Source organism: Flavobacterium sp. LMO8 (assembly GCF_009495755.1).
Taxonomy (GTDB): Bacteria; Bacteroidota; Bacteroidia; order Flavobacteriales; family Flavobacteriaceae; genus Flavobacterium.
In genome coordinates this window covers 251,453-277,633 of sequence record NZ_WIBJ01000031.1, presented here as the reverse complement: position 1 = coordinate 277,633, position 26,181 = coordinate 251,453, and the positions used below count along the sequence as shown (strand labels likewise).

Below are 26,181 nucleotides of genomic sequence, written 5' to 3'. Positions count from 1 at the left end.
TTAAGGTTTCAAGTTTAAGGTTCACTCAACTTGAAACCTTAAACTTGAAACAAAATTTTATTTAATCAATCGATTTTACAACGGCTTTTTCAGCTTCTTTTCTTGTTCCATCAAAACCATCTACTCCAGAAACTGTTGTGTATTTCAACACATAACGTTTTCCTGGATTGATTCTGTTATACACACTTTGACACATTAATGTAGCTTCGTGAAAACCACATAAAATCAATTTTAATTTTCCTGGATAGATATTTACGTCACCAATGGCGTAAATTCCGTCGATGTTAGTTTGATAATCTAATGCGTTATTTACTTTGATAGCGTTTTTTTCGATTTCTAATCCCCAGTTAGCAATTGGCCCTAATTTTGGTGTTAATCCGAAAAGCGGAATAAAATAATCACATTCTACTTTCATTCTGGCGCCGTTAACATCAATATCAACAGCGGTAATTCTTTCACTTCCATTAAACCCAACAACTTCTGCAGGAGTAACTAATTTAATTTTGCCAGCGTTTTTCAATTCTTGAACTTTTTCTACTGAATCTAAAGCCCCACGAAATTCATTTCTTCTGTGAACTAAAGTAACTGAATTCGCAACATTCGACAAGAAAATACTCCAATCTAAAGCGGAATCACCTCCACCTGCGATTACGATATTTTTTCCACGGTATTTTTCTGGATCTTTTACGAAGTAATCTACTCCGCGATCTTCTTTTTCGTAAAATTCGATGTCTTTTAAAACAGGTTTTCTAGGCTCAAAAGTTCCTAATCCACCAGCAATCGCAATAGCTTTTGCATTATGTTGCGTTCCTTCGTTAGTAGTTACGATAAAGGTTCCGTCTTCTAATTTTTCAATGGTTTCAGCGGTTTCTCCCAATGTAAATCCTGGTTGAAACTGTTTGATTTGTTCCATTAAATTCGTAACCAAATCTCCAGCTAAAACTGAAGGATAACCTGGAATATCGAAGATTGGTTTTTTTGGATATAATTCTGCTAATTGTCCACCAGGTTGTGGCAAAGCATCAATAATATGACATTTTAGCTGTAAAAGTCCGGCTTCGAAAACGGCAAAAAGTCCCGTAGGACCTGCACCGATTATAAGTATATCTGTTTGAATCATGTTTTAAATTTTGAAATACAAAGTAACAAACTCGTAAAGAGTAGAAAAATGATTTATATCATACTATTGCTTCACTAAGCAATATTCTCTACGGTTTCAATTAGTGGAACATACTTTTTGATGGTAGTTTCAACACCTGCTTTCATTGTACTGATGCTTAAACTACAATTTGTACAAGCGCCTTCTAAACGGACTTTTACATGTTTGTCATCAATAATTTCTACTAATGAAATGTTGCCACCATCAGAATTCAAAAACGGACGAATTTCCTCTAATGCTTTTTCAACATTATCTTTTATTTCTAGTGTAGTCATATTATTTTCCTTTAACAGCAGAACATCCTGCCATTGTTGTTATTTTAATAGCTTCTGTTGGCGGTAACGTTTCGTTACGATTTACCGTTTCTTGCACTACATTTCTTGTGATATTTTCGAAAACACCTTCTAAAACCGAGGCAGTTTGTAATGCTGCTGGGCGACCGTAATCTCCTGCTTCACGGATGCTTTGTACTAATGGTACTTCTCCTAATAAAGGCACTTGTAAATCTTCAGCTAAGTTTTTAGCACCTTCTTTACCAAAGATATAATATTTATTTTCAGGAAGTTCTTCTGGAGTAAAATACGCCATGTTTTCGATAATTCCTAAAACTGGAACATTAATAGACTCTGACATAAACATTGAAACTCCTTTTTTAGCATCAGCTAAGGCAACTGCTTGCGGTGTACTTACTACAACAGCTCCTGTAATTGGCAACGATTGCATAATTGATAAATGAATATCGCCAGTTCCTGGTGGTAAATCGATTAACATGAAATCTAATTCGCCCCAGTTGGCATCAAAAATCATTTGGTTTAATGCTTTAGCAGCCATTGGACCTCTCCAAATAACCGCTTGGTCAGGTTTTGTAAAAAATCCGATAGACAGAATTTCTACTCCGTAACTTGAAACTGGTTGCATTTTTGATTTTCCGTCAACCTCAACTGAAATGGGTTTCGAATTTTCAACATCAAACATAATTGGCATGGATGGTCCGTAAATATCGGCATCTAAAACTCCAACTTTGAATCCCATTTTAGCTAATGTTACCGCAAGATTGGCTGTAATTGTAGATTTTCCAACACCACCTTTTCCTGAAGCAACTGCAATAATATTTGAAATTCCAGGAATTTGTTTCCCACGAATCAAATTAGGATTCTCTGGTTTTTCTGGCGCCTCAACTTTGATGTTTACTTTTACTTTTGCTTTTTCATACACTTTTTCGTGAATTACCTTGATAATATCTACCTCAGCACGCTTTTTAATATGCAATGCTGGAGTTGCTAAAACCAAATCCACTACAACCTCATCACCAAAAGTGATTACATTTTGAACCGCACCACTTTCTACCATATTTTTACCTTCACCAGCTACCGAAATAGTTTCTAATGCAGTTAAAATTTCTTTTCTATCTAATTTCATTTCTTGTTTGAATGTTTAGAGTTTAAATATTTAAAGCAGAAACAACCTTTTATTTAAACTGAATATGAATTGCAAAGATAATAAGAAGTTTAGGAGTTTGAAACTTTAGACGTTTAAAGTTTTGTTATGATGAAATAGAAAAAAATTATTGCAGTTTTGGCTCCCAAAAATGCTTTTCAAAATCGATAATTTGATTATCAACTACTTTTATTCCTTCGTTTTCTAGTAGTTGTTGCATTAAATTGGTTCCCTCAAAATGATGTTTACCAGAAAGGAGCCCTTTTCTGTTCACCACTCTATGTGCTGGAACATCCTCTAAATTATGTGAAGCATTCATTGCCCAGCCAACCATTCGAGCAGAACGCGCGGCACCTAAAGCTTTTGCAATAGCACCATAAGAAGTTACTTTTCCTTCAGGAATTTGACGAACGATAGCGTAAACTCGTTCAAAGAAGTTGTTGTTTTCGGTCTTTTTATTTGTCACTTTAATTACTAATCATTTTAAATATTGATGATAACGCTACAATTCCAGTAATTGCAGCAATAAAAAAATTAATATTATTGACTAGAAAGCTTACTTTGTGTTCAATTTTTTTAAACAATACAGCATAAATATAAAAAACCAACAGTGTACCACAACCAGAACCAATTACAAAACTTATAATAGATACTATAGAAAAATCAAAAACATCTTTTGAGGCTAAAGTTAAACTTGAAAAAACATAATATGGAATGGCAAACATATTTAATGATGAAAGCATCATCCCATATAAAAAACGATTATTTTTACTTTTGATTTCAACTTCTTTTTTGGGTTGCTTTGCTCTTAACCCATTATAAATAAAAACAACTGTTAGAACAACGAAAATTACAACGGCAAACTTTTTTAAATTATCGCTTACAGCTGGATGACTGTCTAAAAACTTTGCAAAATACAACCCAACAAAACACTGAATAAGCACTATGAAAACCGCTCCATATCCAAATAATAATGCCGTTTTCTTACTTTCGTTTACGCTTAATTTAGCCACCATCATGTTTAACATTCCTGGAGGAATTATACCAACAAAAGCAATAAAAAAACCTAAAAACAAAGCAAGTAAAATGGTCATTTTTTATTTAATTTTAAACTGAATATATGTAATCGCTTTGTTTACTTCTAAATACTGACTTTCGTAAAACGTTTGAATTCCAGTTACTTCTGCTGGCGCACCTTCGTTTTTGTAAATATTATGGTTGGCATAAATTACTTCATGACCTTCACCATGTAATAATCCTAATGTATACCCATGCATAAACTCTGAGTCGGTTTTTAAATGCATCAATCCGTTTGGTTTCAGAATTTTTTTATAATTATTCAAAAACTCAGAATTGGTCATTCTGTGCTTGGTTCTTTTGTATTTAATTTGTGGATCTGGAAAAGTAATCCAAATTTCAGACACTTCGTTTTCGGTAAAAATGTGATTGATTAATTCGATTTGAGTTCTAACAAAGGCTACGTTATTCATACCAGATTCTACCGCAGTTTTTGCACCACGCCAAAATCTAGCTCCTTTGATATCAATTCCAATGAAGTTTTTTTCAGGAAATCTTTCGGCTAAACCAACAGAGTATTCTCCTTTTCCACAACCTAATTCTAATACAATTGGATTATCGTTTTTAAAGAATTCACTATTCCATTTACCTCTTAACGGAAATTCATTTCCTACAACTTCTTCTCTTGTTGGCTGAAAAACATTAGAAAACGTTTCGTTCTCACTGAATCTTTTTAATTTATTTTTACTTCCCACGACTTCATTAAATTTTTGGCAAAATTAAGCAAATAATTAGCAACATAAATAAACTTTTAATAATGTTTCAATAACCTTAACATTAGATACGTTTTCGTCTTTTGCTTAAAATTTATATTTTGAATAAGCGTAAAGTTGAAGTTGCTGTTATTTCCGATATTCATCTTGGAACTTATGGTTGCCATGCAAAAGAATTATTAGATTATTTATCTTCGATAAAACCTAAAATTTTAGTTCTAAATGGCGATATTATTGATATTTGGCAATTTAGAAAATCTTATTTTCCATCGAAACACTTAGAAGTAATTAAGAAAATTATTTCGATGAGTACCAAAGGTACAAAAGTGTACTACATCACAGGAAATCATGATGAATTTCTCAGAAAATTTACCGATTTACACATGGGAAACATTAGTTTAATTGACAAACTCGTGTTAGAATTAGACCACAAAAGAGCTTGGATTTTTCATGGTGATGTTTTTGATGCTTCCATAACCCAAGCCAAATGGTTGGCCAAATTAGGCGGTTGGGGTTATGATATCCTTATTTTAATCAACCGATTCATCAACTGGGTTTTAGCTCGATTTGATAAAGAACCGTATTCGCTTTCGAAAAAAATTAAAAACAATGTAAAATCTGCTGTTAAATTTATCACTAACTTTGAAAATGTTTGTGTGGAATTAGCCATTGAAAAAGGATATGATTATGTTATTTGCGGACATATTCACGAGCCAAAAATTGAGTTTATGGAAAATGAAAATGGTGAAACTTTTTATTTAAATTCAGGTGATTGGGTAGAAAATTTAACTGCATTAGAATACAATAATAAAAAGTGGAAATTATATCATCATGACAGAAATTTTAGTTCGGACGTGAATGAATATAATTTTGAAGATGAAAATAAATTAGCGGAGCAGTTTATTGCTATTTTGAATAAATAATGAAGAAAAAAATACTGATAGCACCTTTAAATTGGGGATTAGGTCACGCCACTCGTTGCATTCCAATAATAAAAGCATTAGAAGAAAATGGCTTTGAACCTATAATTGCTTCTGACGGAGTAGCTTTAGCTTTATTAAAAAAAGAATTTCCTAAACTTTTAAGTATTGAATTACCTGCGTACAACATTCAATATGCTGAAAAAGGGAAAAATTTCAAGTGGAAATTGGCACTTCAAATGCCTAAAATGGTTTCTGCCATCAAAAAAGAGAAATCGAAAATCAATAAGATAATAGAGAACTATGAAATTGATGGTGTTATTAGCGACAATCGATTAGGTGTTTATTCTTCAAAAGTGCCTTCTGTTTTTATTACGCATCAATTGAATGTGCTTTCCGGAAAAACGTCTTGGTTAACTACTAAATTACATTCGCGTTACATTTCGAAATTTGATTCTTGTTGGGTTCCTGATGTCGCGGGAGTTGAAAATTTATCTGGAAAATTAGGCCATCCTGAAAAGATGACAAACACCATTCAGTACATTGGACCTTTAAGTCGAATTGAAAAAAAATCGTTACCAATTAAGTACGACATTATGGTTTTATTATCAGGACCAGAACCACAACGTACTCTATTAGAAAAGAAACTTACCAAAGAATTAGAAAATAGTTCGAAAGAAATTCTTTTTGTAAAAGGAATTGTAGAATCACAACAACAGATAGAGAAAGTAAACTCGATTACCTATTACAATTTCATGAATTCAGAACAATTAAGTACTGCTTTTAACGAAAGTGAATTTGTGGTGTGTCGTTCGGGTTATACTACGGTTATGGATTTGGCGAAATTGGAGAAAAAAGCGTTTTTTATACCAACACCGGGGCAATACGAACAAGAATATTTAGCTAAAAAGTTTAAATCCGAAATCGTGGCTCCTAGTTGTAAGCAAGAGAAATTCAAAGCTTCCAAGTTAGAAAAAATTCACTTATACAAAGGATTTAAGGATTTTTCGGTTGACCCAAATTGGAACGAATTATTTCGTCTTTTCCAAAGTAAATGAGAATTCTGAACCAACTCCAATTTGACTTTCCACATAGATTTTTTCTTCGTGACCTTCAATAATGTGTTTCACGATTGCTAATCCTAAACCTGAACCACCTTCGCTCCTTGCGCCACTTTTATCTACCCGGTAAAAACGTTCGAATAAACGCGGGATGTTTTGCTTTTCGATACCTTCTCCGTTATCAGTAATTCTTACGATGATTTTATTTTTGGTTAAATCTTCAATGCCTACTTCAGTCGTACCACCTTTTTTACCATATTTGATTGAATTTACGACTAAATTTGTAACTACTTGTTGAATTTTTTCTTGATCGGCCATTACCCAAATTGGTTTATCATATTTGGTATCAAAAGTTAAGGTAATATTTTTGTTTGCTGCTTTCATTTCGAACAAATCGAACACATTTTGAATCACTTCAACAATATCAAATTTAGTAACATCTAAATTAATTTCGCCTACTTCTAATTTGGTAATCATGTCCAAATCTTTCACAATGTAAATCAATCGTTCAACACCTTTTTCAGCACGTTCTAAGTATTTTTTTCGAATATTTTTATCCTCCATTGCACCATCTAAAAGCGTTAGCAAATAACCTTGAATGGTAAAAAGTGGTGTTTTTAATTCGTGCGAAACATTCCCTAAAAATTCTTTTCGGTATTCTTCCCTAATTTTTAAAGTTTCGATTTCTAATTTTTTATCTCTGGCGAATTTTTTTACTTCTTTTGTCAAAGTTGCCATATCGGTTGTTACAGGCTGATTCACATAAGAAGTAGTTTCTAAAAGTGAAACATCGTCATAGATTTTCTTAACGCGTTTGTAGATAAAATGTTCTACTCTAAATTGAATTAAAAAAAATGTAGCTGCATAAAAAATAAGCGAAAAAGCAAATACAATCAGTAAATTTAATGACTGAACGAGATAATTATATAAAAAAATAGTCGCTAAAAAGAACAAGGTTACATATAACGATGACTTTAAAGCGAACTTATAAGATTTTTTAAATTTTAATTGCATTAAAATTCGATTTTATATCCCACTCCTTTAATGGTTTTAAAGAAACTATCTCCGATTTTTTCTCTTAATTTTCTGATATGAACATCGATAGTTCTTCCGCCTACAACAACTTCATTACCCCAAACTTTGTCTAAAATTTCTTCTCTAGTAAACACTTTTCCTGGTTTTGTAGCTAACAAATAGAATAATTCAAACTCTTTACGAGGCAAAACAATTTCTTCACCATCTTTAACAATTTTATATTCTTCTCTGTTAATTTCTATTGATCCTAAAGTTAATGTTGTGCTTGACGATGTATTTTCAATTCCTTTTAATCTTCTTAGTAATGCTTGTACTTTACTTACTAAAACTTTTGGTTTAATTGGTTTTGCAATATAATCATCAGCTCCAGCATCAAAACCAGCTACTTGTGAATAATCTTCAGAACGAGCTGTTAAAAAAGTAATAATTGTATCTTTAAGTTCAGGGATTTTTCTGATGTTTTCACAAGCTTCCATTCCATCCATTTCGGGCATCATCACATCCATAATAATTAATTGCGGTTGCTCTTTTTTTGCCTTTGCAATAGCTTCTTTTCCATTTGAAGCCGTTACAATTTGATATCCTTCTTGAGAAAGATTGTATCCAACAATTTCTAAGATATCTTGCTCATCATCAACCAATAAGATCTTAATGTCTTTTTTCTTCATTACAAAATTTGTTATGTTTTGATTGTAAAGGTAAAGATAAAATAAAATGTTCAAAGGAGTTTACAATTATTTAATTACTTAACAATTTAGTAACGCATTAACAACTAATTCATAACAAGTAAATAACTTTTCTATAACACTACATGATTTCCTTTGCACCAAAATATAACAACACAAAATGAAACTACGTTTTTTACTATTAACATTATTCTTTTCAGTAGCATTACTTGCACAAAATGGAACGGTAACCGGAACCATTTTAGATAAAGAATTTAACAACGAACCTTTACCTTTTGCTAATATAGTAATTAAAGGAACTAAACAAGGAGCTTCTACAGATGAAAATGGAAAATATTCTATTTCATTAAAACCAGGCAACTATACATTAGTAATTGGATATTTAGGTTATGAAACTAAAGAAATTCCATTTACCATTAAAGCTAATGAGAAAAAAGTAATTAACCATACACTTGAAGCAAGTGGTGTTCAATTGCAAGATGTTGTGATTGTTCAAACCGTTTCTAAAGAAAAAGAAAGTGCTTTATTACAAGAACAACAAAAAGCTGTTGAAATTAAACAAAGTATTGGAGCCGAAGAAATTTCTAAAAAAGGAATTAGTGATGTTGCAGCAGCGGTTGCAAAAACATCAGGTATATCTAAACAAGAAGGTTCTAGTGATATTTTTGTTAGAGGTCTTGGAGACAGATACAATTCTACTACTATGAATGGTTTACCTTTACCTTCAAATAATCCATCAACAAAAAACATGTCGTTAGATGTTTTTTCAACTGATATTGTAGAATACATTGGAATTGACAAAACATTCAACTACAAAAACTACGGAGATTTTGCAGGAGCTAATGTAGATATCGTTTCTAAAACCTACAAAGGAAGTGGAATGATTGAAGTAGGAAGTGGTATGAATGCTAATTCTAACGCCATTTCTCAAAGAAAATTTTACTTACAAGATGGTCCCAATTTTCATGGTTTCAGCAACGAGCCAATTCCAAATGATCCATTATCTGGATATAATTTTACCACAAGTTGGGATAAACAAGCAGCAACACCTGTTGGAAGTTCTTTATACTTAAGAGGTGGTGATTCTTATTCAGTAGGTTCAAACGGAAAATTGAGTTTATTTTTAAACGCTTCTTTTGATAATGGTTACAATTTTAAAGAAGGGATCAGAAGAGGTGGTGTAAGTGTTCAATCTATTGCTAAAAAAGATTTTTTTAGAAAAGCTTACGAATATCAAACAAGTTCTAATGCTATGGCTAATTTGAACTATAAGATTAATAGCAACCATAACATCAAATGGAATACAATGTACATCAACTCAACATCTCAAAAACACGAAGAATTTACTGGTGTTATTGATATATTTGATGCAGCTCCTGATGGCGGTGGTTTTTTAAGACGTTCTACTTTTGAAAGAACATCGCTATTAATTAACCAATTATTAGGTAATCATACATTTAGCGATAGAATTAATTTTGACTGGGGATTATCTTACAATATGATGAATAATCTTATTCCAGACAGAATGCAAAACACTTTTGTACCATTAGACAATGACAACCCAAATACATCACCATTAATAGTTTCAAATTTAAATCAATCAGATAATCATAGATTTTACCAAGATATGACTGATGATGAGGTTGCAGGAAACTTTACTTTGTCTTACAAATTTGGAAAAACAGCAGATGACACTTATAAAGGTAAATTTATTGCTGGATATAGTGCTCGATATAAAGAAATTAACTTTGATGCAACACAATTAAACTTTAGAATTAATTCACAAGAAATTATTGACATTAATAACATTGATGGATATTTTAATCAAAATAGTTACAATTTAAATTATTTTACCATTCAAACATTCAGAGGTAATCAATTCGCACCAAATGCCTTAGAACCTCAAAACTACAATGGCCAACAAATAGTATCTGCTGGTTTTGGAGCTATTGAATATCAGTTTACACCAAAATTATTTGTAATAGCTGGTTTCCGTTCTGAATACATTATTCAAGATATATTTTACAACACCTCATTGAAAACAGGTAAAAAATTATCTGATACTATGGAATATTTACCTTCATTAACAGCAAAATATGAAGTTAACGAAAAACAAAATATTAAATTAGCAGCAAGTAAGACGTACACTTTACCTCAATTTAAAGAAAGAGCACCTTTCTTGTTTGAAGAAGTTGGGCAAAGTTATATTGGTAATGAAAACTTATACAGCTCTACCGATTATAACTTTGATTTAAAATGGGAATATTTTCCTAAAAATGGCGAAGTAGTATCTTTCACTGGATTTGGAAAATATATACAAAACCCAATTAACCAAGCAACAATTGCATCAGCTACAAATGACATTTCTTGGGTAAACTCGGGAGAAAGAGCAATAGGTCTTGGTTTAGAAGGAGAATTAAGAAAAAACATAATTTCTCGTGAAAACAATACAACTGGAGAGAAAACAAATTTAGGTTTTGGCCTAAACGTTTCTTACTTATATACAACACAAGATTTAGATTCAGAAAAAGTGATTAGAGAAAATCCGGGTATGAATGTTGTTTTTACTAATCAAGATTCAAGATTAACTGGTGCTTCAGATTTATTAGTAAATTCAGATATTAGTTTTAATAAAGAATTTAAAAACAATAAATCATTAACCGCAACTTTAGCAGGTGGTTATTTCTCTGACAGAATTTATGCTCTTGGAGTTACTGGAAAAGGTGACTTAGTAGATAGTGAAGTTATCACATTAGATTTTATTTTAAAATACAATGTAAATAAAAATATTGCATTTGGCTTAAGTGCTAAAAACTTAACTGACCCAACGATAGAAAGAAATCAACAAGGAGCTAATGACGGTGGAACTCAACGTCCTGATGTTGTAGTTGATTCCTACAAAAAAGGAAGAAACTTTAGTCTTTCAATGAAATATTCGTTCTAAACAATTAGTTAACACTAAATAAATATTAGGCAGATTTTTTATTAAATCTGCCTTCTTTTTTTAATAAACTCATAACATTTAGTTAAACATTTAAAAAAAAATCAATCATAGATTTGTCACAACAAATTAAATAACACAAAAAATGAAAAATTTATTATTATCAGCTTTAGCTATAGCTGTTTTAACTTTCACATCTTGTTCAAGAGATGAAGATTCAGACGGAAATAACAATTCAATTACAATTAACCCTGCAAATTTTCAAGGTGAATTATTAAGCGGGCAATCTGCAACATTAGACCCAACACAAACTTACAACTTAACTGGTTCATTTATTGTAAGAGCAGGTGCAACATTAACTATTCCTGCTGGAACTAGAATTGAAGCTACTGGTGGTACTTCTTCTTATATTGCAATTGCTCAAGACGGATTATTATATGTAAATGGAACTTCAACAAACCCTGTAGTAATGACAAGTGGAAATGCAGTTCAAGCTCCAAGTGATTGGGGTGGTTTAGTAATTTGTGGTAGAGCAAACACTAATAAAGGTGGATCTACTGGTCAAACTGCAACATCAGAAGTTGGAGATTTAACTTATGGTGGTACAGAAAACACAGATAGTTCAGGAGTTATCCGTTACTTAAGAGTTGAATATACTGGTGCTGCATTTAATGGTGATAAAGAGTTTAACGGAGTATCATTATTTGGTGTTGGAAGCGGAACTGTTTTTGAATACGTTCAAGCATACAAAAGTGGTGACGATGGTATTGAATTCTTTGGTGGAGCTGTAAACGCTAAGTATTTAATTGCTTTACACAGTGAAGATGATGCAGTAGATTTCGCAGATGGATATTCAGGAACTCTTGAAAATGTTTTCATCAAAGATGTAGCTAAAGCTGGTGTTGAAGGTTCTAACAATGGAGATAATGGAGCAGCAACTCCTACTACTAATGCAACTTTAAAAAACTTTACAATTGTAAAAGGAAGTTTAGCTGGATCAGAACATGGAATTTACTTAAAAGAAGGTGCTGGTATGTGGGATTGCCAAAACATTTATATTGATGGATTTACTAAAGGTTTAAAAATTAAAAACACTACAGAAGACCCTAATGCAAATACAAATGTAGATAATGGAAATGTTACTTTTAATCCTATCTATTTTGGAGCATCAATCACTACTAATTCTGAATATGCTGGAACAAACACAAGTTATATGACTACAGGAACAAATACTGGAGCTGGAAATAGCGGAGATACTCCAAACTGGGCAACAGGATGGACAACTGGTTTCTAATATAGAGCTGTAAAATAAATTAAAATCCCTCACGAAGAGGGATTTTTTATTTGGCATTGTATTTGTAATTAAAAAATGGTTATCTTTACACTCAATATTAGTTTCGCATGAAAAAAAAATACTTTTATACTATTTTTCTTTTAACGGTTTTGTTTTCTTTCAGCCTTCAGGCACAAGAGAACAAATCTGCTATTGCGACTAAAACTCAAGAACCTACAATTGAGGGCTTAGCCATTTACCCAAATCCCGTAAACTCTGGAAAAATTTACATTACTACCAAATCGTCTTTAGACAAAAAGGTAGAAATTTTTAATGTACTTGGAAAAAAAGTACTAGAGACGGTTATTACTTCAAAAGAAGTAAATGTAAGTAATCTTTCAGCTGGTGTTTATATCATCAAGATAAAAGAAGGTGATGCAACTGCCACTAGAAAATTAATTATTAATTAAACCTTTTAAAATACAACAATAGCTTACGACTATTATTGTCAGAAAATTATATTTAATTTTATCTTTGTATTCAATTTTTAAACAAATAAACATGAAAAAACTTTACACTTTATTATCTGTAATTATAGCAAGTGTTGGCTTTGCTCAGGGCCCTTTTACAGCAACTTACGATTTTGCATCAGTAACTAATGCTTCTGGAGCTACAGACCCTACACCAGTACCTGTTGCTGCTGGCGTTTATTTTAGCTCTTTTGTAGCTACTAACTTAGTTGCACCTCCTACAAACTCCACGGCTAGTGGACGATTTTCATTTATTAATCAACCCGAAGGTGGGATTAATGGAGACGACAATTATTCAAACTTTTCTGGTTTTGTCGACACAGGTGTTTTTTTTGAAGTTACTGTTGGTCCAAATTCTGGTGGTCAAATCGATTTATCATCAATAACCTTTGTAGGAAGAAGATCTGGAACAGGTGTGCGAAATTTTGCTGTACGTTCAAGTTTAGATGGTTTTACAACCAACTTACCTGCATCTGTAGGAGCAAGCACATTAGTTTCGGTTCAACCAAACGATATCTTTTTTGTTATCTTAGACGCAACAACAAGTAACTTACCAGGAATGACTATAACTTTAGGAACTGCATTTGAAAACCTTACAAGCAATGTAACTTTCCGTTTTTATGGTTTCAACGCAGAAGGTTCTGGTGGAACTTTTAGCATTGATAATGTTGCTTTTTCTGGAAATGTAGATGTTTTAAGTTCTTCTTCATTTAATAATATCGAAGGATTAAAAATGTATCCAAATCCATTAAAAGGAAACACTTTACTTTTAACTTCAACTGCTAATAACGAAATGTCGGTTCAAATTTTTGATGTATTAGGTAAAAATGTATTAAACTCAGAAGTAACAAACAATACTGTAAATGTTTCTAGCTTAACTACTGGTGTTTATATCGTTAAAATTACTGAAGATGGTAAAACTGCTACAAGAAAATTAGTTATAGAATAATTAATATAGCAATACAATTTTAAAGGCATCTTAATAGATGCCTTTTTAGTTTTAAAAAAATATAAAATCATAAATATCAACTCTTTACAAATTTAATTATAAGTTAACATCTTAATTTCTTAAATAAAATTAATTCTCATTAACTTTGTTCTCAATTTATAATTTTTAAACATGAAAAAAATTTACTTTTTATTTTCAATGCTTTTTGCATTTACTTTTGCAAATGCACAAGAAGTTATCATTACCGGATATTTCGACTCTCCTTGCCCAACACAACTAGGAAGAACTGTCGAAATATATGTTGATGGAACTGTCGATTTAACTGGATGGAATTTAGTAAGACAATCAAACGGCGGTGGTTTTATTACTAATATTGATTTAACAACTCTTGGTTCATTAACAAATTCATTTGCTTACATTACTAATGATGTAGCTACTTTAAGCGCTGAGTTTGGAATTTCAGGAGCGAATGTAATTCTTTCAGCAGCAATTAATGACAATGGCGATGATGCTTTTCAAATTATTGATGCAACTACAGCTGTTATAGATCGTTTTGGCGATGCTACGGTAGACGGAACTGGAACAGCATGGGAACATGTTGACACCTATTATTATAGAGTTGCTGGTGTACCAGCAAATGGAGGCGCTTTTAATGTTGTTGACTTTACTTTTGGGGCACAAAATCTATTAGACAATGAAGGATTATGTAATACCGCAACTGCACTAAGCACTTTAGTTCCATTTGGAACATATTCAACTACTGCTTCTTCAACTCCTACAATTTCTGTTTCAGGAACAGTTAATAGTTTAGATTATTTTGAAGGTAATGGCCCTTCTGCAGAAGATTCATTTTCAGTATCAGGAATAAATTTAACACAAAATATTACAGTTGCTGCTCCAGCCAACTTTGAAGTTTCTTTAACTTCTGGCTCAGGTTTTGCTTCATCAGTAATGTTAACTCAAACAAGTGGAACTGTAAATCCAACTACCGTATATGTAAGATTAATGGCTGGGTTATCAGCTAACACATATAATGGAGATATTACAGCTTCTTCAACTGGTGCAACAAATCAAATATTAGCTTTAACTGGTGTTGTTTCACCTGCTGCTCCTCAATTCACAATTACAGGTGGAGCTCCTGCAGCAATGAATTACACTTTTGGCGCTGGTCCTTCAAATGAAGATTCAATATTTGTAGAAGGATTATTCTTAACTTCAAATATTACAATTACTGCTCCAACTAACTTTGAAGTTTCTTTAACTTCTGGTTCAGGATTCGGACCTTCTGTTTCTATTACTCCAGCATCTGGAACCGTTGCTTCTACAGAAGTATTTATTAGACTTGCCTCAGGATTAGCAATAAATTCTTATAGTGGCGATATTACTGTATCATCTTCACCTGCTGCTAATCAATTGGTAGCGATTACTGGAAATGTTTTCGGTGCGCCTACAAATTCTTTAGTTATTATTGGTGCGTATGATGGCCCAAATACAGGTGGAACTCCAAAAGGTGTTGAATTATACGCATTAGCTGATATAGCTGATTTATCTTTATACGGAATTAGTTCTGTTACAAATGGAGCTGGTTCAAATGGATCTACAATTGAATTTACTTTTCCAGCAGGAACTCTAAACGCCGGACAAAGTATTTTTGTAGCTTCTGAAGCAACAGAATTTACAAACTTCTTTGGATTTGCACCTAATTATACAACCGGAGTAGTTGGTATTAACGGTGATGATGCTATTGAGTTATACGAAAACGGTGTAATTATCGATACTTTTGGAGATGTAAATGCAGACGGTACAGGAACACCTTGGGATTATTTAGATGGTTGGGCTTACAGAGTTTCAAATACTGGTCCTGACGGAACTTCATTTGTAATTGGAAACTGGACATTTAGTGGAATTAACCAATTAGAAGGCGCTACTACTAATGCTGCATGTACTGTTCCTTATCCATTAGGCACCTATTTAACAACTAACTCTTTCAATGCAATAGACGGTTTAACTATGTATCCAAACCCATTAAAAGGAAATACGTTATACTTGACTTCTACAGCTAATGCTGAAATGTCTGTTCAAATTTTTGACTTACTAGGAAAAGAAGTTATTAATTCTAATGTAATCAACAATTCTGTAAACGTTTCTGGTTTAAATGCTGGCGTTTACATTGTAAAAGTTACCGAAGAAGGTAAAACTGCTACAAGAAAATTAGTTATTCAATAATTAGTTTTTACAATATATTGAAAAGCATCAACGAAAGTTGGTGCTTTTTTATTTAAGATAAATTTGTTTGCTATTTTTGCACCATGATTTCACAAGAAGACATTTTCCAAATTGGTTCTAAAAAAGAATTTGAAAAAATTACTTTAAAAGTATTTCGTCATCAGTACGATAACAATTTGGTGTACCAACAATTTTGCAACTTCTTGAAGAAAGACAAAACCAACGTGAAATCATTAACTGAAATTCCATTTTTACCCATTCAATTTTTTAAAAGTCATAACGTTTTAAGTTCGCCTGAAGCTATTCAGCAAACGTTTACCAGTAGCGGCACAACCGGAATGCAAACCAGTAAACACTTAGTTACCGATGTAAGTTGGTACGAAGAAAGTTATCGCTTAGGCTTTTCAGAATTTTATGGAAATATTGAAGATTATTGTGTTTTAGCCTTACTTCCATCCTATTTAGAGCGCGAAGGTTCTTCGTTAATTTACATGGTGGAAGATTTAATCCAAAGTAGCAATCATTCAGATTCTGGGTTTTATTTGCATAATTACGATGAATTAATTTCTAAAGTAATTGAGTTAGATAATTCAGGTCAGAATGTGATTTTAATTGGAGTTACGTATGCTTTGTTGGATTTAATTGAGAAGCAAAAATTCCAATTAAAAAATACCATTATTATGGAAACCGGCGGCATGAAAGGCAAAAGAAAAGAAATGATTCGCGAAGAATTACATTCGCTTCTATGCAACGGATTTGGTGTTTCAAAAATTCATTCAGAATATGGTATGACCGAATTACTTTCACAAGCGTATTCTCTTGGCGATGGTGTTTTTGAATGTCCTCAATGGATGCAAATTCTTATTCGTGATACGGAAGATGCTTTAACTTATGTTTCCGAAGGAAAAACAGGCGGAATTAACGTGATTGATTTAGCTAATATCAATTCGTGTTCGTTTATTGCTACGCAAGATTTGGGAAAAAAATATCCCAACCATTCTTTCGAAGTGTTGGGACGTTTTGATAATTCTGATATTCGTGGTTGTAATTTGATGGTAATATAAGTTTTTTTGTCAAGCTGAATTCATTTCAGCTTCTAAAATCAGATACTGAAACAAGTTCAGTATGACAAAACTATTTAACCTTAATTACGTAATAATTTTTCTTTCCTTTTTGCAACAACAAGAATTGATTGTTGATTAAATCCTCTTTTGTAATGATTTTATCTTCACCCACTTTTTCTTTATTCAAAGAAATCGAGTTTTGTTTCAATTCTCTACGCGCATCACTATTAGAAGCTAAGAAGTTCGTTTTTGCTGCTAATGCCGCAATCATATCTAAACCTGCATTGAAATCTTCCATTGAAATTTCAGCTTGAGGAACACCATCAAACACTTCTAAAAACGTTTTCTCATCTAACTTTTTTAATTCATCCATAGACGGACTAAAGAACGCATTTGAAGCTGCGATTGCATTTTCTAAATCTGCTGCAGAATGTACCATAATGGTAATTTCTTCTGCTAAACGTTTTTGTAAAGCTCTTAAATGAGGTGCTTCGTTATGCTCAGCAATTAATCTTTCAATTGTTTCTTTATCTAAGAAAGTGAAAATTTTAATGTATTTTTCTGCATCAACATCCGAAGTATTTAACCAATATTGGTAAAATTTGTAAGGCGAAGTTCTTTCTGCATCTAACCAAATATTTCCACCTTCTGATTTACCAAACTTCGTTCCATCCGCTTTTGTAATCAACGGACAAGTTAAAGCATACGCTTTTCCAGATTCAATTCTTCGCACTAATTCAGTTCCAGTAGTGATATTCCCCCATTGGTCACTTCCGCCCATTTGAAGCGTACATTTTTTTGCACGGTATAAATGCAAAAAATCGTAGCCTTGCACTAATTGGTACGTAAATTCCGTAAACGACATTCCTTCTGAAGTTTCTCCAGTTAAACGTTTTTTAACCGAATCTTTCGCCATCATATAGTTCACCGTAATGTGTTTTCCCACATCGCGAATGAAATCTAAGAAGGAGAATTCTTTCATCCAATCGTAGTTGTTTACTAACTCAGCAGCATTTGCTTCCGCAGAAGTAAAATCTAAAAAGCGAGCCAATTGCCCTTTAATCGCTTCTTGATTATGACGCAAAGTAGCTTCATCTAATAAATTTCTTTCGTTAGATTTTCCTGATGGATCACCAATCATTCCGGTTGCTCCACCTACAAGCGCTAATGGTTTATGACCACTCAATTGAAAATGTCTCAATAACATAACCCCAACTAAATGTCCTATATGCAATGAATCGGCGGTTGGATCAATACCCACATACGCCACACGCATCTGCTCCATCAAATGTTCTTCGGTGCCTGGCATTACGTCGTGGAGCATTCCTCTCCAAGTCACTTCTTCAATAAAATTTTTCATGATTTTCAAATAATTTGAGCAAAGATAACTTTTAGTTTAAAAGTTTAAAAGTTTTATTCAAAATTCAAGGGCAATTTCAAGTTCAATTTCAAATGCAAAAATCAATAATAAAGTCAAGTCTATTTTCTAACTTCTAATATCTATATTCTATCTTCTCAAAAAATATTATCTTTACATCATGATTTTAGTTACAGGAGCAACAGGATTAGTAGGTTCACATTTGTTAGTGCAACTTCTTCAAGAAAATGAGGAAGTAAAAGCGTTATTTCGTTCGGAAAAACAAATTGAAAAAGTGAAAAATGTTTTTGCTTTTCATAATCAAACTGCTCTTTTTGATAAAATCAATTGGGTAAAAGGCGACATTACAGATATTCCATCTTTGGAAATTGCTTTTGAAAATATCACTCATGTTTATCATTGTGCAGCTTTGATTACATTCGACCCAAATGACGAAGACGAACTGCGAAAAATCAATATCGAAGGAACGGCTAATGTAGTAAATTGTTGTATTGATTTTGGCATAAAAAAACTTTGTCATGTGAGTTCGATTGCCGCTTTAGGAAATCCAAAAGAACACGAAACTACTATTACAGAAGAAACTGAGTGGAATCCAGAAGAATTGCATAGTGATTATGCCATTACGAAATATGGTGCAGAAATGGAAGTTTTCCGCGGACATCAGGAAGGTTTGGAAGTTGTCATTATAAATCCGGGTGTGATTTTTGGTTATGGTTTTCCAAAAAAAGGTAGCGATGTGATTATTCAATCGGTAAAAAAGGGATTGTCGTTTTATACGAAAGGCAACATTGGAATTATATCGGTTGAAGACGTTGCGAAGTGCATGATTCAATTAATGAATAGTAACAGCAATGGAGAACGTTATACTTTAGTTGGTGAAAATATTTCCACAAAAGCATTACTTGATTTTATTGCAGAAAAATTGAAATTAAAAAAGCCTTCTATTGAAGCAAGTAAATTCATGACTTCTATCGCTTGGCGAATGGATTGGTTGATTTCAAAAATAGCAAATCGAAAAAGAAGATTAACTAGAAGTACTGCAAAATCGTCACATACTAAAACTACATTTGATACTTCAAAAATTGAAAAGGAACTTAATTTTACTTTTCTAAAAAAAGAAGATTATTTAAAAGCTATTTTACGGGCTCGTAAATAATTTTTCCATCTTTATCTTTTTTTTTGTTTGAATCGCCAGATATTTTAGATTTTTCTTGCTCAAATTTTTCAATTACCCTTTTATATATTCTTTTTGATTTTCTAACATCTGCGGCATAATAGCGTTGATTTTGTCGAAAAGTTATGTTATCAATCTTATATTTTTTAAAAATATATTGATCCATTTCAATATTATATTCTTTTAATTTATGTGGCATAGAACCATCTGTTGCTTGTAAAATCGAAACATCATAAATAATATCCACCATTACTTCCTCGTCTAATAAATTATCAGGTTTTGGAACCGGATTCTTAGAACAAGAAAACACCAATAAACTTAGTAATAAAAATAGTATTTGTTTCATTACACTTCTCTTTCAAATAACAAACGTTGTCCTGCTTTTGCTTCTTTTACTTTACCATTATGATAAACTAATTTCCCGTTAACAAAAGTATGTGTTACACGTGATTTAAAGTTATAGCCTTCAAACGGAGACCAACCACATTTTGCGATAATATTTTCTTTTTTAACATTCCAAGGTAAATAAGCATTTACAATTGCAATGTCTGCATAATATCCTTCCTTAATAAAGCCACGCTTTTCGATTTTAAAAATTTTGGCCGGATTGTGACACATTTTTTCTACAATCTTTTCTACTGAAATCTTTCCTTGGTGATGCGCTTCAAACATAGCCACAACAGCATGCTGAACCAATGGACCTCCAGAAGGACACGTCAAATAAGGATTACATTTTTCTTCTAAAGTATGAGGAGCATGATCAGTTGCAATTACATCAATTCTGTCATCTAACAAGGCCTTCCACAAAGCATCTTTATCTTCTTGAGTTTTTACTGCTGGATTCCATTTTATTAACGAACCTTTCGCATCGTAATCAGCATCTGTAAACCATAAATGGTGAATACAAACTTCGGCAGTAATTTGTTTATCCTCTAATGGAATTTTATTGGTAAACAAGTCCATTTCTTTTGCTGTTGACAAATGAAACACGTGTAAACGCGCACCTGTTTTCTTAGCTAATTCAATCGCTTTTGACGAAGACAAGTAACAAGCTTCGGCACTACGAATCAAGTGATGGTATTTCATTGGAATATCGTCTCCAAATTCGTCTTTATATTTTTGTGTATTAGCTTTAATTGTTGCTTCATCTTCACAATGCACCGCAATTAACATCTTCGTTGATGAAAAAATCTTTTCTAAAACTTCTGGATTATCCACCAACATATTTCCAGTAGAAGAACCTAAAAATAATTTAATTCCGGCAACATTCCTTGGATTAGTTTTTAAAACTTCCTCCAAATTATCATTCGTTCCTCCCATCATAAACGAATAATTCGCATACGATGTTTGAGAAGCAATTTGGTATTTATCTTCTAAAAGTTCTTGAGTGACCGCATTTGGAACCGTATTTGGCTGCTCAATGAATGAAGTAATTCCGCCCGCAATCGCTGCTCTACTTTCTGTTTCGATAGTTCCTTTATGAGTAAGTCCTGGTTCTCTGAAATGCACTTGGTCATCAATAGCTCCTGGCATTACATAACTCCCTTCTGCATCAATAATAACACAGTCGGACGATTTCAGACTAATTTGAGGTGCGATTTCTTTTATGAATTCATTTTCAATCAATATATCCCCTTCAAAAACAACACCTTCATTTACAATTTTGGCATTTCTAATTAAATATGTATTGGCACTCATTATAATCTATTAAACATTTTATGTATTCTTAACATTATTACTCCAACAACGGCTTCACGAATAATTCCACCGCTCATTTTTGATTGTCCTTTAGTTCTATCTGTAAAAATGATAGGAACCTCAACAATAACGAATTTATTTACAAAGGCACGATATTTCATTTCTATTTGAAACGCATAACCCACAAATTTTATTTTATCTAAATTAATTTTTTCTAATACAGTTCTTCTGTAACATTTAAAACCTGCTGTTGCATCCGCAATTTTCATTCCGGTTATAATCCTCACATAAACTGAAGCAAAATAAGATAACAAAACTCGGCTTAAAGGCCAGTTTACCACATTTACTCCGTTTGAATATCGAGAACCAATAGCAACATCCGCTCCATTTTCACAAGCTACTAATAACTTTTCTAAATCATTAGGATTGTGAGAAAAATCGGCATCCATTTCAAAAATATAATCATATCCATGAGAAAGCGCCCATTTAAAACCTGCTACATAAGCCGTTCCTAAACCCGATTTTTTCATGCGAACTTTTAAATGCAATTGCGAAGGAAATTCTTGTTGCAATTCTTTTACCTTTGCAGCAGTTCCATCTGGAGAATTGTCGTCTACTACTAAAACATCAAATGGCGTTTGCAATGCAAAAACAGCCTTAATGATAGCGTCAATATTTTCAATTTCGTTAAAAGTTGGAATTACAACAATACCTTGAGCCATAAAAATCTTGTATTTCAACTGCAAAAATAAGGTATTTCTTGTTGACAATTCTTAATAATTTTATAATAATGAAAGTGATACTATTTTTTGTAATTTTGCGGCAGTATGTTAGCAATTCAATTACACGATAGAATCATCGAAAGCAAGGACTGGGCAACCATCTTGTTTGTTATTTGCGTGGGAATTATTGCCATAAATAAAACAATTTCTTCTGTTCGATTTAACGAATTTATTCGATTGGCTTTTTCCGATAAATACACTAAAATTTACCGAGACAGTAGTAACTTAATGAGCGGCTTTACTATTTCAATGTTTATCTTACAGCTAATTTCGTTTTCATTCTTTACTTTATTAATATTAAATCAATTTGATAGAGCCGAAAAAACTGACTTTATTGTTTACATTCAAGTTTTTACTTTTTTAACTGTTTTTATACTTTCGAAATTCTTAATTGAGAAAATTATTGCAACTGCATTTAAAATTGAAGAATTTAACGAGCAATTTAACTTACTGAAAGTGAATTATAGAGCTTATTTTGGTTTCATTTTATTACCTATTAACATCATTTTATTTTACAATTCATTTAATTCAGATTGGTTCTTTTGGTCATTACTGACAGTCTTAATTACTATAAACATCACTACTTACTTGGTTGCGCTGAAATTATATCAAAATTTACTATTACGTAAAATATTTTATTTTATTTTATATCTTTGCACCCTTGAAATAGCACCTTACTATTTTATTTATAATTGGTTTACAAAAAATTAGAGAGAAATATGTCAAATTTGAAAGTGAAAACAATATTAGTTTCACAACCAGAGCCTAAAGTAGAAAATTCTCCTTATTTTGAGCTTCAAAATAAACTGAAAGTAAAGGTTGATTTTAGACCTTTCATCCACGTAGAAGGTGTTCCTGCTAAAGAAGTTCGTGCTCAAAAAATAGATCTAAATAACTTTACTGCCATAATATTAACAAGTAGAAATGCTGTTGACCATTTTTTTAGAGTAGCTGAAGAGATGCGTTATAAAGTGCCAGAAGATTTAAAATATTTCTGTCAATCTGAAGCCGTTGCTTTTTACTTACAACGATATGTAGTTTATAGAAAAAGAAAAATATATGTTGGACAAAAAGACTTTGTTGACATGTCTTCTCTTATTAAAAAATACAAAGATGAGAAGTTTTTACTACCTTCTTCCGACCAATTAAATGCAGATGTTCCTCAAACACTTGACGGCTTAAAAGTTGATTGGACAAAAGCAGTTTTTTACAGAACAGTAATGAGTGACTTAACAGATTTAAAAGATGTTTATTACGATGTTTTAGCGTTCTTTAGTCCAACCGGAATTAAATCATTGTTTAAAAACTTCCCAGATTTTAAACAAAACAATACTCGTATTGCTGTTTTTGGAAGTACTACTCAAAAAGAAGCTTTAGAACACGGTTTGCGAGTAGACATCATGGCGCCAAGCCCTGGAACTCCATCGATGACGGGAGCTTTAGAAAAATATGTTGCCGAGGTTAATAAAGGAAAATAAAAAAACAAGGAAAATTATATAGAACCCAAATTCGAAAGAGTTTGGGTTTTTTGTTTTAAAATACAACTCAATATCTACAGTGTGTAATTCGTGATAAGTATTTATTCTATGATAAGTAAAAATAAGACGCCTCAGAACAACAAAATATAATTTTAAAATAAAGAAACTCAATAAACACTGGAAAATCAAATTGAAAATGTACAGAAAATCTGTAACAGAAATAAAATATTACTTTATAAATTGCCTAAATATTTATTAACTTTTAAAACAAATTAGGAAAAAATTCAGTAATTTTAAAGACAAACAATTATGAAACGAAAAATCAAATTATTATCACTCTTACTATCATTTAGTTTAACTCTAACTACTATAAGCTGTCAAGTTGAAGAAGATGTTGTTTCTTCAAAAAACCAAAGCGAAATAAAAGTAAAGAAAATAAAAGAGAATCGAATAAACAATTATTCATTTGCTCTTGAAAAAATCAACACGATTAATAACGTAAAAAAAGAAAATATAAATTCAAAAATAATTATAGATCCAGTTTTGGACATATTAATTGATACGGAAGAAGCAATGTTGATTGAAGGCGACAACTTTACCTCGTTAACATTTCCAGTTTATAGAGAAAATTCAAACGATTTTGAAAATTTAGTTGTTCAACAAATGGATAACACAACAAAAACTTATTTAGTTAACTATGGACCAAATAAAGAAGCAGCAATGAATGGTCAAAATACTAATGCTTCTATTAGAGAAATAGTGTTTAACACTGAAAATTTAAATAACAAAATATTTTATTCAAGCAGTAATACTGTTGTTTATAGTGATGAAACTGGTAATTTAAATTATTATTGCGATGAAACTTATGAAATTACTAATGAATACGGCTACATGGATGTTGCCAATCCTTCAACAGGAGAAAGTACAATAACCTTAATAAACTCTACTTGTAGTTATTACTGGAGTTTTCATTACTCAACGGGCGGGGGTGCTGGCGGTAGTTCTTCTAACAATCATGGTGGATTAGGTGCTGGAACTGGTTCCACAACAGTAACAACTGCCCCGATAACCACAACAATGGCCGCTCAAATTGTAAAAGAATTTGTGAAAAACTTATCTCCAACTCAATTTGCTTGGTGGACTAATCCTGTAAATGATGATGCAGTAGCTTCAATTTCTAGTTATTTACCTCAAGTTGATGCCGACCCAGCTTTTGCAATGGAGTTGATTGATTTGGCAAATGACTATTTAAACTCATATGGCAATACAACTGAAAACCACAACTTTATTTCAGAGATTATCATTGATATTTTAAATCCTGAAAACGACGATGTAGAACCGGAGAACGTAGATATTGATCCAAATTGTGAAAGTTTCAATTTTCAGCAAACAGGCTCTAATTGGCAAGAATCAGCTGTATTAAATATTCATTTTCAAGTAACCGTTATTTCACCTCAAGGAATTTATGTCAATCATTTATCCGAATTTCCTCAAGCCATTTTATTTGGTTGCCCTATAAATCTAAGTGTTGGAAGTACTTATATTAGCCCTGGATTAGCCGCAAATACCTCAGCTCATGCATTAGAACAAGCAATGGATGAAACAGTAAAGAAATTTGGCAACAAGCCAGTATCTGGAATGATAGTCGACATGTACTTTAAACAAAGATTAAAACATAATTATCCTTTATACATTCCTGGAGGAAGAGTTAACTTCAACGCAAATAATTTTACTATTATACCAACTCAATATAGAACTAGTTTTGGTAATGGAAATTGTAATTAAAAAATGATACAAAAAAATTTAAAAAATTTAGCTTATTTATTTTATCCAAAGAATATTGATAATATACTTGATAAGGAAAACTATTTGAAAACTTTTGAATATAAGAATTTAACAAATACTTTAAATGAATTTTCTAATTATTTAGAATCTGATTTTTATATCAAGATAATTGATGAAATAAAAAACATTGACCATTTAAAAAACATTACCGACGTGACTGTTTCTAATTGGGAGGACAGATGTATTTCTTTAGAAATAGATGTTTTACGAGACTCAACTCTGAATAAAATTTGTATTCATATTAGTTTTTTAGTTCCCTTATATTTGATTTATATACTAGAAAATGAAATTGAATTAAATCCATATAAATGGAAAACAGTTCCTATGCATAATCCCGAAAAAGAGCAATCGATTTTTTTAGAAGAAATCAAAACTATATCATGCATAATTGAGAAACAAACTGGTTTTAATAAATTTCCTATTCAATTAGCAAATGAAACAATTCCAAATATTAATTTTCAAGACATTGAAATGGGGGAATTTAATTTTTTCAATGCTTTCTTTTTAAATCAAAACAAACTATGAAAAAAATAATGATTTATGTTACAACCATTATTGTGTTGTCAACTGCTAGTTTAACATTAAAAGAAGACTTTTTTTTCTTTAGTATTTATGATAATTATTATGTAATTCCTTATTATACAATAACTACATTAATAGCAGTGATATTGTTTTTAATTTTACTTACTAAATTAATCTTAGGAAAAATAAAAAAATAATAACACTTATTACGCAAACAAAAAAGTCCTGAATAT

General features: G+C 31.8%; 26 protein-coding genes. 14 read left to right on the top strand and 12 right to left on the bottom strand.

The genetic code is table 11. From position 1 onward, the window contains the following. Nucleotides 1–61: 61 nt before the first annotated feature. From GFJ94_RS09185 to trmB, 6 genes are all read right to left on the bottom strand, one after another. Nucleotides 62–1,120 (bottom strand): NAD(P)/FAD-dependent oxidoreductase, encoded by a 1,059-nt coding sequence (locus GFJ94_RS09185; RefSeq protein ID WP_153201248.1) that lies wholly within the window; start codon nucleotides 1,118–1,120, stop codon nucleotides 62–64. A 74-nt stretch (nucleotides 1,121–1,194) separates the two neighbouring features. Then, nucleotides 1,195–1,434, bottom strand: coding sequence for a NifU family protein (locus tag GFJ94_RS09180; protein ID WP_153201247.1), 240 nt, complete (start codon nucleotides 1,432–1,434; stop codon nucleotides 1,195–1,197). Nucleotide 1,435: 1 nt separating this feature from the next. After that, nucleotides 1,436–2,578, bottom strand: a complete 1,143-nt coding sequence (locus GFJ94_RS09175) for an Mrp/NBP35 family ATP-binding protein (RefSeq protein WP_153201246.1) — start codon at nucleotides 2,576–2,578, stop codon at nucleotides 1,436–1,438. 145 nt (nucleotides 2,579–2,723) lie between these two features. Continuing rightward, nucleotides 2,724–3,062, bottom strand: coding sequence for a methylated-DNA--[protein]-cysteine S-methyltransferase (locus GFJ94_RS09170; protein WP_162523832.1), 339 nt, complete (start codon nucleotides 3,060–3,062; stop codon nucleotides 2,724–2,726). 1 nt (nucleotide 3,063) lies between these two features. After that, the gene (locus GFJ94_RS09165) at nucleotides 3,064–3,690 is read right to left on the bottom strand and encodes a LysE family transporter (protein WP_153201245.1); all 627 of its coding nucleotides are present in this window, start codon (nucleotides 3,688–3,690) and stop codon (nucleotides 3,064–3,066) included. Nucleotides 3,691–3,693: 3 nt separating this feature from the next. After that, on the bottom strand, nucleotides 3,694–4,368 hold the full coding sequence (trmB, locus tag GFJ94_RS09160; protein ID WP_162523831.1) for a tRNA (guanosine(46)-N7)-methyltransferase TrmB: 675 nt from the start codon (nucleotides 4,366–4,368) through the stop codon (nucleotides 3,694–3,696). 119 nt (nucleotides 4,369–4,487) lie between these two features. Here trmB and GFJ94_RS09155 point away from each other — a divergent pair, with 119 nt between their 5' ends. Both GFJ94_RS09155 and GFJ94_RS09150 read left to right on the top strand, forming a co-directional pair. After that, nucleotides 4,488–5,309: a UDP-2,3-diacylglucosamine diphosphatase gene (locus tag GFJ94_RS09155; protein ID WP_153201244.1), complete on the top strand. Its 822-nt coding sequence runs from the start codon at nucleotides 4,488–4,490 to the stop codon at nucleotides 5,307–5,309. Beyond that, nucleotides 5,309–6,364: a glycosyltransferase gene (locus tag GFJ94_RS09150; protein WP_153201243.1), complete on the top strand. Its 1,056-nt coding sequence runs from the start codon at nucleotides 5,309–5,311 to the stop codon at nucleotides 6,362–6,364. The genes GFJ94_RS09155 and GFJ94_RS09150 overlap by 1 nt, the downstream gene beginning before the upstream one ends. Here the strand turns inward: GFJ94_RS09150 and GFJ94_RS09145 are convergent. Further along, nucleotides 6,338–7,381, bottom strand: a complete 1,044-nt coding sequence (locus tag GFJ94_RS09145; RefSeq protein WP_153201242.1) for a cell wall metabolism sensor histidine kinase WalK — start codon at nucleotides 7,379–7,381, stop codon at nucleotides 6,338–6,340. The genes GFJ94_RS09150 and GFJ94_RS09145 overlap by 27 nt on opposite strands. Next, on the bottom strand, nucleotides 7,381–8,070 hold the full coding sequence (locus tag GFJ94_RS09140) for a response regulator transcription factor (protein WP_153201241.1): 690 nt from the start codon (nucleotides 8,068–8,070) through the stop codon (nucleotides 7,381–7,383). The genes GFJ94_RS09145 and GFJ94_RS09140 overlap by 1 nt, the downstream gene beginning before the upstream one ends. Nucleotides 8,071–8,248: 178 nt before the next feature. Here GFJ94_RS09140 and GFJ94_RS09135 point away from each other — a divergent pair, with 178 nt between their 5' ends. The 6 genes from GFJ94_RS09135 (at nucleotide 8,249) to GFJ94_RS09110 (ending at nucleotide 17,071) form a co-directional block, all read left to right on the top strand. After that, the gene (locus GFJ94_RS09135; RefSeq protein ID WP_153201240.1) at nucleotides 8,249–11,032 is read left to right on the top strand and encodes a TonB-dependent receptor; all 2,784 of its coding nucleotides are present in this window, start codon (nucleotides 8,249–8,251) and stop codon (nucleotides 11,030–11,032) included. A 142-nt stretch (nucleotides 11,033–11,174) separates the two neighbouring features. After that, nucleotides 11,175–12,323 carry a hypothetical protein gene (locus GFJ94_RS09130; RefSeq protein WP_153201239.1) on the top strand — a complete coding sequence of 383 codons (1,149 nt, stop codon included), beginning with the start codon at nucleotides 11,175–11,177 and terminating at the stop codon, nucleotides 12,321–12,323. Nucleotides 12,324–12,430: 107 nt separating this feature from the next. Further along, a complete protein-coding gene (locus GFJ94_RS09125; protein WP_133608599.1) occupies nucleotides 12,431–12,772 on the top strand; it encodes a T9SS type A sorting domain-containing protein in 342 nt (113 codons plus the stop codon). A gap of 91 nt (nucleotides 12,773–12,863) precedes the next feature. Continuing rightward, entirely contained in the window at nucleotides 12,864–13,781 is a 918-nt protein-coding gene (locus GFJ94_RS09120; RefSeq protein WP_153201238.1) for a T9SS type A sorting domain-containing protein, read from the top strand. Between the two features lie 171 nt (nucleotides 13,782–13,952). Beyond that, nucleotides 13,953–16,007: a T9SS type A sorting domain-containing protein gene (locus tag GFJ94_RS09115; protein WP_153201237.1), complete on the top strand. Its 2,055-nt coding sequence runs from the start codon at nucleotides 13,953–13,955 to the stop codon at nucleotides 16,005–16,007. A gap of 83 nt (nucleotides 16,008–16,090) precedes the next feature. Then, nucleotides 16,091–17,071: an acyl transferase gene (locus GFJ94_RS09110; RefSeq protein WP_153201236.1), complete on the top strand. Its 981-nt coding sequence runs from the start codon at nucleotides 16,091–16,093 to the stop codon at nucleotides 17,069–17,071. Between the two features lie 70 nt (nucleotides 17,072–17,141). On the opposite strand, the gene tyrS is transcribed toward GFJ94_RS09110, so the two are convergent. Continuing rightward, entirely contained in the window at nucleotides 17,142–18,431 is a 1,290-nt protein-coding gene (tyrS, locus tag GFJ94_RS09105; RefSeq protein WP_153201235.1) for a tyrosine--tRNA ligase, read from the bottom strand. Between the two features lie 178 nt (nucleotides 18,432–18,609). Here tyrS and GFJ94_RS09100 point away from each other — a divergent pair, with 178 nt between their 5' ends. Then, nucleotides 18,610–19,605 (top strand): NAD-dependent epimerase/dehydratase family protein, encoded by a 996-nt coding sequence (locus GFJ94_RS09100; RefSeq protein WP_153201234.1) that lies wholly within the window; start codon nucleotides 18,610–18,612, stop codon nucleotides 19,603–19,605. Here GFJ94_RS09100 and GFJ94_RS09095 read toward each other — a convergent pair. Genes GFJ94_RS09095 through GFJ94_RS09085 form a run of 3 tightly spaced genes read right to left on the bottom strand, consistent with a single transcriptional unit; the run spans nucleotide 19,583 to nucleotide 22,043 of the window. After that, nucleotides 19,583–19,969, bottom strand: coding sequence for a DUF4296 domain-containing protein (locus tag GFJ94_RS09095; RefSeq protein WP_153201233.1), 387 nt, complete (start codon nucleotides 19,967–19,969; stop codon nucleotides 19,583–19,585). The genes GFJ94_RS09100 and GFJ94_RS09095 overlap by 23 nt on opposite strands. Next, on the bottom strand, nucleotides 19,969–21,321 hold the full coding sequence (locus tag GFJ94_RS09090; protein WP_153201232.1) for a dihydroorotase: 1,353 nt from the start codon (nucleotides 21,319–21,321) through the stop codon (nucleotides 19,969–19,971). The genes GFJ94_RS09095 and GFJ94_RS09090 overlap by 1 nt, the downstream gene beginning before the upstream one ends. Next, a complete protein-coding gene (locus tag GFJ94_RS09085; RefSeq protein ID WP_153201649.1) occupies nucleotides 21,321–22,043 on the bottom strand; it encodes a polyprenol monophosphomannose synthase in 723 nt (240 codons plus the stop codon). Before GFJ94_RS09085 ends, GFJ94_RS09090 begins: the two co-directional genes overlap by 1 nt. Nucleotides 22,044–22,148: 105 nt before the next feature. Here GFJ94_RS09085 and GFJ94_RS09080 point away from each other — a divergent pair, with 105 nt between their 5' ends. The 5 genes from GFJ94_RS09080 (at nucleotide 22,149) to GFJ94_RS09060 (ending at nucleotide 26,145) form a co-directional block, all read left to right on the top strand. Next, nucleotides 22,149–22,814 carry a DUF4271 domain-containing protein gene (locus GFJ94_RS09080; RefSeq protein WP_153201231.1) on the top strand — a complete coding sequence of 222 codons (666 nt, stop codon included), beginning with the start codon at nucleotides 22,149–22,151 and terminating at the stop codon, nucleotides 22,812–22,814. 17 nt (nucleotides 22,815–22,831) lie between these two features. Next, a complete protein-coding gene (locus GFJ94_RS09075) occupies nucleotides 22,832–23,581 on the top strand; it encodes a uroporphyrinogen-III synthase (RefSeq protein ID WP_153201648.1) in 750 nt (249 codons plus the stop codon). A gap of 309 nt (nucleotides 23,582–23,890) precedes the next feature. Next, entirely contained in the window at nucleotides 23,891–25,366 is a 1,476-nt protein-coding gene (locus GFJ94_RS09070; protein ID WP_153201230.1) for a hypothetical protein, read from the top strand. 3 nt (nucleotides 25,367–25,369) lie between these two features. After that, nucleotides 25,370–25,951, top strand: coding sequence for a hypothetical protein (locus GFJ94_RS09065; protein WP_153201229.1), 582 nt, complete (start codon nucleotides 25,370–25,372; stop codon nucleotides 25,949–25,951). Continuing rightward, complete coding sequence (locus tag GFJ94_RS09060) at nucleotides 25,948–26,145, top strand: hypothetical protein (protein WP_153201228.1); 198 nt, start codon at nucleotides 25,948–25,950, stop codon at nucleotides 26,143–26,145. The genes GFJ94_RS09065 and GFJ94_RS09060 overlap by 4 nt, the downstream gene beginning before the upstream one ends. Nucleotides 26,146–26,181: the final 36 nt, after the last annotated feature.